Origin of the sequence: Aliivibrio sp. SR45-2, from assembly GCF_963890165.1 — a bacterium.
GTDB lineage: Bacteria > Pseudomonadota > Gammaproteobacteria > Enterobacterales > Vibrionaceae > Aliivibrio > Aliivibrio salmonicida.
In genome coordinates, this window is the sequence record NZ_CAWPRC010000203.1 from 1 (window position 1) to 10,308 (window position 10,308).

11 protein-coding genes and 1 pseudogene are annotated in these 10,308 nt (G+C 37.5%); 8 read left to right on the forward strand and 4 right to left on the reverse strand.

Annotated features, from left to right (window positions below; translation table 11 throughout):
- Window positions 1-685, reverse strand: a 685-nt coding sequence (locus AACV33_RS19345; protein ID WP_182700561.1) for a LysR family transcriptional regulator, incomplete at its 3' end; no start/stop codon positions are given.
- Window positions 686-833: 148 nt separating this feature from the next.
- Here AACV33_RS19345 and AACV33_RS19350 point away from each other — a divergent pair.
- Together AACV33_RS19350 and AACV33_RS19355 are read left to right on the forward strand one after the other, a co-directional pair.
- Window positions 834-1,442 carry a peroxiredoxin C gene (locus tag AACV33_RS19350; RefSeq protein ID WP_012550928.1) on the forward strand — a complete coding sequence of 203 codons (609 nt, stop codon included), beginning with the start codon at window positions 834-836 and terminating at the stop codon, window positions 1,440-1,442.
- 266 nt (window positions 1,443-1,708) lie between these two features.
- Window positions 1,709-2,452 (forward strand): copper homeostasis protein CutC, encoded by a 744-nt coding sequence (locus AACV33_RS19355; protein ID WP_065611580.1) that lies wholly within the window; start codon window positions 1,709-1,711, stop codon window positions 2,450-2,452.
- Between the two features lie 66 nt (window positions 2,453-2,518).
- Here the strand turns inward: AACV33_RS19355 and AACV33_RS19360 are convergent, their stop codons facing one another.
- Together AACV33_RS19360 and AACV33_RS19365 are read right to left on the reverse strand one after the other, a co-directional pair.
- The gene (locus AACV33_RS19360) at window positions 2,519-2,884 is read right to left on the reverse strand and encodes a NirD/YgiW/YdeI family stress tolerance protein (protein ID WP_012550930.1); all 366 of its coding nucleotides are present in this window, start codon (window positions 2,882-2,884) and stop codon (window positions 2,519-2,521) included.
- Window positions 2,885-2,928: 44 nt separating this feature from the next.
- Window positions 2,929-3,570: an AcfA family outer membrane beta-barrel protein gene (locus tag AACV33_RS19365; RefSeq protein ID WP_017021240.1), complete on the reverse strand. Its 642-nt coding sequence runs from the start codon at window positions 3,568-3,570 to the stop codon at window positions 2,929-2,931.
- Window positions 3,571-3,858: 288 nt separating this feature from the next.
- Here AACV33_RS19365 and AACV33_RS19370 point away from each other — a divergent pair, with 288 nt between their 5' ends.
- The 6 genes from AACV33_RS19370 to AACV33_RS19395 all read left to right on the forward strand — a co-directional run bounded on the left by AACV33_RS19370 (window position 3,859) and on the right by AACV33_RS19395 (window position 10,148).
- A complete protein-coding gene (locus AACV33_RS19370) occupies window positions 3,859-4,785 on the forward strand; it encodes a LysR family transcriptional regulator (RefSeq protein WP_012550932.1) in 927 nt (308 codons plus the stop codon).
- 187 nt (window positions 4,786-4,972) lie between these two features.
- Complete coding sequence (locus AACV33_RS19375; RefSeq protein WP_255458633.1) at window positions 4,973-5,923, forward strand: YadA-like family protein; 951 nt, start codon at window positions 4,973-4,975, stop codon at window positions 5,921-5,923.
- 197 nt (window positions 5,924-6,120) lie between these two features.
- Complete coding sequence (locus AACV33_RS19380; protein WP_182700563.1) at window positions 6,121-7,044, forward strand: LysR family transcriptional regulator; 924 nt, start codon at window positions 6,121-6,123, stop codon at window positions 7,042-7,044.
- A gap of 187 nt (window positions 7,045-7,231) precedes the next feature.
- Complete coding sequence (locus tag AACV33_RS19385) at window positions 7,232-8,614, forward strand: hypothetical protein (RefSeq protein ID WP_255458634.1); 1,383 nt, start codon at window positions 7,232-7,234, stop codon at window positions 8,612-8,614.
- An 81-nt stretch (window positions 8,615-8,695) separates the two neighbouring features.
- Window positions 8,696-9,331 carry a hypothetical protein gene (locus AACV33_RS19390; protein ID WP_182700564.1) on the forward strand — a complete coding sequence of 212 codons (636 nt, stop codon included), beginning with the start codon at window positions 8,696-8,698 and terminating at the stop codon, window positions 9,329-9,331.
- A gap of 322 nt (window positions 9,332-9,653) precedes the next feature.
- Window positions 9,654-10,148 (forward strand): hypothetical protein, encoded by a 495-nt coding sequence (locus AACV33_RS19395; protein ID WP_182700565.1) that lies wholly within the window; start codon window positions 9,654-9,656, stop codon window positions 10,146-10,148.
- Between the two features lie 88 nt (window positions 10,149-10,236).
- On the opposite strand, the pseudogene AACV33_RS21550 reads toward AACV33_RS19395, so the two are convergent.
- Window positions 10,237-10,308, reverse strand: a pseudogene (locus AACV33_RS21550) (VC2662 family protein); the annotation flags it as partial.

The following is a 10,308-nucleotide window of genomic DNA, read 5'->3' on the forward strand; positions in this document are numbered from 1 at the left end:
GACTCGTTGCAGTAAAAGGGTTGATTTTTTCTTTGCTGGTTAATTTACATGCCGAAACCGCATGCTCTGTTAAACAATGCTCTTTCTCTAATAAGAAAACAAACTCATCAGGTAATTCATCATAACGAATAGGCGTAGAAATAGAATTCACTTGATCTTTACTGATCACCATTTTGAATGGATCAGAACCAACCACCAAACTTTCCATGCCTGAAATATCAACCGGTAACGCTAAGATAAGAACGTCTAATTGTCCCTGTTTTAATGCGGCCAATAAATTTGTTGTTGTATCTTCTCTTAATAGCAAAGTCAGTTGTGGATAGCTCTTATTCACTTCTTGTACTAAATCACACAATAAGAAAGGCGCAATCGTCGGAATACAACCAACACGAAGCTGTCCTTGCATTGCATCACCCTGACATAGAGAGCCAAGTTCGATTAAATCTTGTCCTTTAGCTAAAAGTTCGCGGCCTTGATCCACAACCTTTTCACCAATTGGAGTAAATATTAATGTTTTTTTATCACGCTCATATAATGGGCAACCAATCAACTCTTCAAGGTTCTGTATCCCTTTACTTAATGTTGATTGACTCACAAAACATTTTTCTGCCGCCTCACCAAAATGGCGAGTTTCATGCAGAGTAATAAAGTAGTGTAACTGTTTTAATGAAGGCCACTTAGTCATCGCTTTTCTCGATTACATCAATCTATTTAATTCGCTTTTTTCAATCATACCTTTTGTACTATAGTTTGTCCTGTTGAAACAATTTATTGTATTGAAAAACAAAGCCAAACACGAAGTTTGGAAAATCTAACTTTTAGGAGATTCAAAAATGGTACTAGTAGGTCGTCAAGCACCAGACTTTACTGCTGCAGCTGTTCTAGGTAACGGCGAGATCGTTGATAGCTTCAACTTCAAAGAATTCACTAAAGGTAAGAAAGCGGTAGTATTTTTCTACCCACTAGACTTCACTTTCGTTTGTCCTTCAGAGCTAATCGCTTTTGACAACCGTCTAGCTGATTTCCAAGCTAAAGGCGCGGAAGTAATTGGTATCTCAATTGATTCACAATTCTCTCACAACGCATGGCGTAACACGGCTATCGAAGATGGCGGTATTGGTCAAGTTAAGTACCCACTAGTTGCTGACGTTAAGCACGAAATCTGTAAAGCATACGACGTTGAGCATCCAGAAGCTGGTGTTGCTTTCCGTGGTTCTTTCCTAATCGATGCTGATGGCCTTGTTCGTCATCAAGTAGTTAACGATCTTCCACTAGGTCGTAACATCGACGAAATGCTACGTATGGTAGACGCGCTAAACTTCCACGAGAAGAATGGTGAAGTTTGTCCAGCACAATGGGAAGAAGGCAAAGCAGGTATGGACGCATCTCCAAAAGGCGTTGCAGCATTCCTATCTGAACACGCTGACGACCTAAGCAAGTAATTGCTAAAATAGAGTATTTTAAATAAAGTACTCGAATGCACCTACGCTCAACGGTGCATGTGGCTAGAATATTAAAAGCGTATAAACGCAGTAGCCTAAAATCAGAAAGTTTGCCTAATACTAAAAGCCCTGAAGTTATCTTCAGGGCTTTTTCTTTATTTGAACAAATCTCTTAATCTGCTCATCAATTTTGACGTATTCTTCACACATCTAAAGTCGACTTTCCCTTACACTAAAAAATTCTCTATTATTTTGACTAAACTCTCATGCCTATCCAAATTGAAGTCTGTATCGACAACTTAGAATCTCTGCATAATGCGATAAATGGTGGTGCCGATAGAATTGAGCTTTGCTCTTCCCTTGCTCTGGGTGGTTTAACACCAAGCTTTGGTTTTATGAAAAAAGCAGCAGCGATCTCTTCTGTTCCGGTTTATGCCATGATCCGTCCTCGTCAAGGCGATTTTCTCTATGATAATGACGATATCTCCGCCATGATTGAAGACATTCATGCTGCTAAACTAGCTGGTTTACAGGGCGTTGTATTTGGGGTGCTAAAAGCAAACGGTGATATCGACATGCCGTTGTCCACTCGATTGATGAAAATAGCGAATGATAATGACTTAGGTGTGACTTTCCACCGTGCTGTAGATCAATGTTCCAATTATAAAAAAGCGATTGAGAACATTGCTGAGTTAGGTTGCGAGAGAATACTCACGTCAGGATTAGCGGCGAATGCTTATGATGGTATGACAGTATTAAATGATATGGTAAAAATGGCTAATGGCCGCTTTAAAATACTTGCAGGAGCTGGTGTCACCGCAGAAAATGCCAAAGAGATCATTGAAAAAACAGGCGTTACTGAAGTTCATTTATCAGGTAAATCAACACGCCCAAGTAAAATGAAGTTGATGCTAGACGGCGTAAAAATGGGGGCCGGTGATTTAGATGATTTTATTGTCCCTATTACTGACTCTAAAAAAATCGATGCGGTAAGACAAAACATCAAATAAATACATTATAAAATAAAAAGGCCAGAGAATTATCTCTGGCCTTTTTCATCGAAAACAATCAGCTCATTATTTTGCTAGTTGAACCGTATTTACATCAACGGCTGTATGTTTCCATTCTTTATCAACTTCACCTTGAATCACTAATTTTGTTTCAGGCGTTGCTTCAATGCCATTCCAATCACGATGATCAATCTCAACAATCATCTCACCTGTTGCATCTTTAAATTGATACTCTTCGTCACCTAATGAAGCAACAATATAGCCAATTAACGTCACTGGTGTATCGTCTTTTGCTTCTTTAGCAACTTGAACCGTATTTACGGTAACCGTACTTGGCCCAGTGAAACCACCTTTAACCACTTGAGTGTTTTGAGCGGCAAACGCACTTGATGATGCCAATACTAATGCACTTACTAATATAATTTTTTTCATTTTATTTATTTCCAATTTGATTAATGAATTTCTATGACTACATATTAGAAGTAGTAAGCTGAACTCAACATGAATGAAGATGAATTCGCAATATTATCTACTTGGTAGCTTGCTGATGCGCCCAATGCTAGGTTTGGGATCACCATGTATTCAATGCCAACACTAGCGATACCACCAAGAACCGTGTCTTTTTGTGATTCACCACCTGAACGATTTTTTGTACTTTCAATATCATCATTCGTAATTAATTCAAACTCATCTTGTGATGAAGAATTATATTTGTATTGAGTATAAGTTAAACCTAACCCCGTTTTTAATTGCAATTTATCGTTAAAATTATAGAAATACACAGGTTTTACGGTTAATTGAGTAGCATCTAAATCGGCATCCCACTCACGCTCTTGAGAAAATCCGGCTTGCTCACTTGGATTGATCATTTTACTTTGAGAGTCATCACTTTCAAATTTCTTATAACCCAGTTCAAGACCAAAATCATTAATTCGATAGCCAATAAATCCACCAAAAGTATCACTTGAATCATCAGGTGATAAAGAAACAGAATCCGCAGAATAAGTAGTCGAATAATTATGATCAATTGACGTAACACCGTATTCTAAACCAACGTACGTTGCTGCAATTGTAGTTGTCGACGTCGCCGCCATCAGTAAAAATACATACTTTTTCATTATAAATTCAATCCTATCGTTATGGGGTTAAGCTTGGTCTTAATTCTCAATATGAATACTATAAAGAAGAGATCGTGAAGAAAGTGTGAAGATTCTCTCTATTCAATTTGTATCAATTCATTAAGAATTATTAGACTCGCTCTATAGGTTTTTAAATAGCTGTAATAATTTACAGTATCTAAAAAATACATACTTTTTCATCATAAATTCAATACAATAAGAAGAGTTAACGAAGGATGCGTGAAGAGTTATTTAATAACTCAATTTATTGATAGGAAATAAGTAGATATGGCAAAAGATCTCTTTGCAACGTTAGATTTAAACTTACTAAGAACTTTTTTAATTCTCTCTCAAGAATTGAATATGCGAAAAGCTTCTGAGCGTTTATTTGTGTCTCAACCCGCAATCAGCCAAGCATTACAAAAGCTGCGTAATCATTTTGATGACGAGCTCTTTGTGAAAGTTCATCATGGCCTAAAAGCTACGCCATTTTCTGAAGAGTTAGCGGAGAGTATTCACCCGTATCTTGATGGATTATCATCGGTCTTAAATACCTCAAAAAACTTTCAGCCAAGCGAGTTACAACAGACATTAAAAATAGCACTGGCTCCTCAAGTATTGACCTGCCTATCTGGTGCTTTATTTCACGAAATAAGAGAAAACGCGCCTAATGTCGACTTACAATTATTTAATTGGTCAGCATCAACCTTCAGCGATCTAACCAAAGGAAAGCTAGATATAGCGATTAATTATGAGTATGACAACGTTCCAAAAGAGCTCATTTCAAGTAACTTAATGACTATTAAAGGCTGTGTGATTGTTAGAACCGATCACCCAATAAAAAAACAAATAGCAACCCCCCATGACTTTGAAGGATATGAACTTGCCTCTTTAATTATTCCAGGTTGGAACGATAATAAAAGTCTCGCAGGTAAAGTCTTAGAAAATTTAAATATCAAACATAAAATTGGTTTTCGCTCAGAGTTACCAATGGCATTAATTGATGTTGTTCAACATACTAATATGTATTTTCCTTCAACGTCGTTGTTTCCTACTCACCAGTACTTAGGCTTAAGGCGCATTGATCTCGCACTGGATCATATTCCTCTAAATTACCCTATTTACAGCTATTACCATCAAAGACACAAGAAAAACGCGCTGCACTCGTGGCTAAATCAACTCATTACTGATTTATTATCTGATGCCCACCACTAAATACTTATAAATAAAGGGTAAAACAAACCAAATAATAAGCAGTACTTATTATAGATATAATAACTGGTGATTAGAAAGTAATCACCATTCTCAATATTATTCATTCCATCAAACGGAAACAGATTTATCGGTAAGCAAGGACGCTCATTACTAAATCTAATTTATGATTAATATTGAGAGTTATAAAATGAAAAAAACTATTTTAGCACTATCCCTAACTGCCATCTTTTCTTCTTCTGTCATGGCAGAAACCATTCAGAACCCAGCAGAACTTCCAGGAATTGACAACTCTATTCCATCTGTATCAGAACGACCAAGTCCTGATTTTGGAAGCACTCCCGACTGGGGACTAGGTCCAACTCAACCACCGATGGTAACAGAACCTGAATGGCAAGTTCCTTCTAATCCAGTTGAGCGACCTCAACCTGACACACCAGTGGAACGTCCGCAACCAACAGATCCTGATTTTGGTCAAGCGATTCCAACTCAACCACCAGTCGATAATACACCAAACCGTCCAACACCTGATTATGGAGATACTCCTCATTGGGGGATCGGACCAGATAAGCCAGTTGATCGTCCGGAGCCTGTAGACCCAGATTTTGGTCAATCCGTACCAGAGCAACCACCGGTTGATAATACTCCAGATAGACCAAATCCAGGAGTACCTACACAACCTCCAGTTGATAATTCACCAGAGCGACCACAACCACAAGAACCAACACAGCCACCAGTAGATGACAATTCACCTGAACGTCCAACTCCAGATTACGGCGATACACCTGATTGGGGAATTCCACATACAACTGACGGTGAACGCATTACCACACTAGAAAATGACTTTAAAACGATGGCAGAAGAAAACAACCGTCGCTTCAATGAGCAAGATGAAAAAATCGATGGTGTTCGTGCAGGCTTACATGCGGTCGCCAATGCGCGTCCATTTGTAACTAGTGGTGAGTTTGCAATCGGTGCTGGTGTCGGTTTCTCTGGCTCTAAAGAGGCATTAGCGCTAGGTGGTGCTTATGGTATCAATGAGCAATTAAGTGTTTCTGGTACTTTCCATTATGAATCATCAGGTAGCTACTCATCATCGGATGTTGCTGGCGGCGTTGGTGTTCAATACAGCTTTAAATAAATAACTCTCGCCCCACCAAGGATTGGTAGGGCACTTTATTCTATCTATAATTTGACCTTATTTTTAACTACACAATATTCTGTCTTTGACGTGTTATCTTATGATAGCCCTTGCCTCTGTCTCTCATCCAGAGGCTTTTTTTCTTTACCCATATCGATTTCTTTGTTCAAATAATAAAAAATCAAAGGATTGATCGTATGGCTAAAGACTTATTCTCCAACTTAGATTTAAACCTTTTAAGAACTTTCATCGTTCTACATCAAGAAAGAAATATGCGTAAAGCCTCTGAACGCTTATTTGTATCTCAACCTGCAATTAGTAAAGCATTACAACGCCTACGAGCTCATTTAAATGATGAATTATTCGTAAAAACCCATCATGGTCTTCGTGCTACTGAATATGCAAATCAATTGGCTGAAAGCATATCACCAATACTTGATGACCTTTCTTCTACGTTAAACGAAAGTAATGAGTTTAACCCTCAAGAACTTGAAGGAGTTATCAAACTAGCACTATCTCCTTTTCTTTTAAGCACAATAGCCAATAAATTATTTCAAGCGATCAGATCTGAAGCGCCTAATGTTCAAGTACAGCTATTAAACTGGTCTAAATCAACAATGACCGACATCATCAATGATGAAGTTCAATTAGGCCTTAATTATGAAATAGGCCATGCGCCAAAAGAGTTAATTCAAAAACCAATTGCTCAAGATCGCTTTACTGGCTATGTCCGAAAAGATCACCCCTATAAAGGCAGTAGTATTGAAGTAAAAGATGGCGTTCATTTTGAATTAGCAACCGTCATTGCCGTTGATTGGAATTCCCATCAATCTTTAGCTGAAAAAATACTAAAGATTAAAGGCTTAGAAGCAAACATTGGTTTTAGATCAGAATTACCATCAGCCGTTATTGATGTCGTTAATAACTCAGACATGATGTTTCCAGCTTCTAAATTCTTAGATATCGAGCATAATAATCAGCTACGAAGCCTTAAAATACTATTTGATAATCAAGATATTAACCCAAAAGTTTGTGTTTATTATCACCACAAAAATAGAAATAACGCGACCATGTTGTGGCTAAAAAAAATCCTTCAATCATTACTCATTGATAACCAGTAGTTATTACGGCTATTCTTCTCTCTCATTAATAACTCAGCGTTAAAGCCTCTATTCTTTTAAGGGATTAGAGGCTTTTTTGTGCATTTCATATACTTCTCTCATCGGCTAGGAACGCCACAAACAAGCACTGATGCTTTCCATAATTATGGCGATTACGCCAACCATTACATTAAGAGAGAACACCAATATGAAACTTAAATTAATTGCATCATTAGTTGCTGCATCATTCCTAGCAGGCTGTTCATCTTCTGGTTCTTCTGATTCAGGTTCTACAGCTCCTCAAGATGGTATAGCTTCAGTTCAATATTTTGAAGGTGAAAATGCTCAAGCAGCATTAGTAACGGGTGATGAAGGAACTTACCAAACAGCTATAATTAAAGGCAAAGAAACAGACACTCTTATTCGTATTAATGGTCAGATATTTACAACAGATGGCGATAGCGTAAAAGACGTAAATAGCGTCACTGTTGGTCATATTCAGAAGGAAGGCGATTCAATTATCTTTCATGGTAACCATGGCGCAGAAGTAAATTTAAGTGTTGTAAATGGCAGATTAATTGTAACCGATGTTCAGCACCCAATAGATCCTAACTACGGAATTATACCTACACCAGATCACCCAATTGAAATAGATCCTGAAGCCGATAATGGCCGCAGTGTGGATAAAATTGCAGATAATGCTTGGGTTGTAACTACTCATGGAGAAATTGACGGCTACATAACTATTGAGAATGGTACAGTCTACCTTCGTGATAGCGATAGAAATGAAATCACAAATTGGAAACCAATTGACCCAGGTTTTGGCGCGCTCCCAACACCTGAAAATCCAATCGAACGTCCTTCCCCTCAGAACCCAATACAACGAGATCCTGAAGCTGATAATGGTCGCAGTGTGGATAAAATTGCAGGTAATGCATGGGCAATAACCACTCATGGTGAGGTTGATGGATATATTACCATTGAAAACGGTACAGTCTACCTTCGAGATAGTGACAGAAATGAAGTTAAAAACTGGAAACCAATTGACCCAAGCTTTGGAGTTATCCCTACTCCAGAAAGCCCAATTGAACGCCCTTCACCTCAAAATCCAATAGAGCTGGATCCTGAAGCGGATAATGGACGAAGCGTTGATAAAATTGCAGACAATGCGTGGGTGATAACTACCCATGATGAGATTGATGGCTATATCACGATTGAAAATGGTATCGTTTACCTTCGTGATAGTGATAGAAATGAGATCACAAATTGGAAACCAATTGATCCTAATTTTGGAACCAAACCAACACCTGAAAAACCAATAGAAATTGAGATTGAAGCTGATAACGGACGTAGTGTAGATAAAATTGCAGATAATGCGTGGGCAATAACAACTCACGATGAAGTTGATGGTTACATCACTATTGAAAGTAGCACTATCTACCTACGTGACAGTGATCGAAATGAGATTAAAAGCTGGAAACCGCAGTTACCAAAAGATTTAAACGACATTAAACAAAAAGCTAAATCTCTATCACAAGAACAGCGTCAACAAATTAAACAAGCAATCAAGGATAGAACTGCACGTTCGTAAATACATTAACGTTCAATAGATAAAGCAAGGAGTCGCTATTTTGGTGACTCCTTTTTTATTTTTACTACTGAGTACTTAATTATGCGCCTTTCGCTTTTATTGTTACCTCTAATTACTTCTTTATCTGTTTCTGCGAAATACCACGAGCCAGATTTAAGCATTCAACTGTCTCAAAATAATGATGAATGGGTAGGAAGCGTTACTGCAAACCTTCAAGCTACAGAAGAAATTAGCTTCACAGCAGATATTGATTCAACTGGGTATTTAGAAATTGGTTCCGGCTATGGTGTCATGCTTGGCCAATTTTATACCGAAGCATTTGTAAGTTACGGACGAGCAGATTTTATTGATATTTATAATGTTGGATTATTTACCGGAACAGCATTAACTCAAGACATTATGATTTTTGCTAACACCTCTCATGAGTGGCGCGAATCTATTTTTTCTGATTGGTTAGACACAGATAGAGAATGGAAAAATACACTTGGGGCTAGCTACACAATTAATCAATGGAGTAACTTTAGTTATTCGTTTACTCATGACCGAGAATTAACGGGATCAAAAAGCCATTACAACAACCAAGATATCACTCTTACCTTAAAGCCAAAATGGGTAGAGCCTTATGTTAAATACACCTTTGGTGAATCTAGAGTGAGCCCAAGTGATAGAACAAGAACCGAAAACAGTTATGAAATCGGATTTAACTTGCGCTTTTAATCTTTGGAGGAATTATGACTTTTTTAATTATGCTTTCGCTTCCTCTAATCGTTTTGTTTATATCCATAAAATCAATGATACAAGATAAATAATTACCCTTTGGTAACTCTCTCCCCCTGCACAAATAAATTAGTTCAGGGGCTTTTTATTTTTTATGATTTGATCCCCCCTCCTTCTTCATTAATAAGTTTTAGTTATGAGCAAGATAAACACTTGTGATTAGTGATGCATACAATTATTTCTTATTATAGCTCTATCAAAACAATTAAAGATAAAACAAAGCACGGATGCTTTTTAAAAAAATTATGAGAGAGTATCCAAGATGAAAAAAACACACCTAGTCCTTGCTATCGCAACTTTATTCAGTGCAAATACGTTTGCTAATAACATCCATATATCACCAGAAATTAAGATTGGTCCTTATGGTGGTTTTGGTATTCAAGCAGGTGTGACTGATGCACTTGGTTTCGATGCTGCCTATGTAAGTTATGGTCGCACGGTTTATAGCAGTTCAATGTATGACGAAGCCATAGATTCATATCGTTTTGGTGTTCAACAGATGTTTGGTTCAGCAAAAATGCACGGTGTGCAATTTGAAGTCGGAGTTGCTAACTATGATGGTAAAAAAACCAAAAGTGGAGATACAACAAAAGAAAGTACATTAGGTTCAAGCCTTGGCGCGGCTTATGTTTTCCAAGCAACTGAGCAAGTAGGCTTAAGAGCTGGTATTGATCTTAACTATTTCCCAATGAGTGATACTTATATTCCTTATGATTTATCGACTAACTTTAATATTGGTATGACATTTACTTTTTAATACCAACCACATATTAATTAAACAGATACAAAAATGGCGCTGCTTTGTAATAAAGCAGCGCCATTTTTATTTAATTTTTTAAATCAACTTACATCGCAAAGTTTACGAATGGAAAGCAAGGTAGGAAACCGTTTTCCGCACAGTTGATAAGACCGATCTG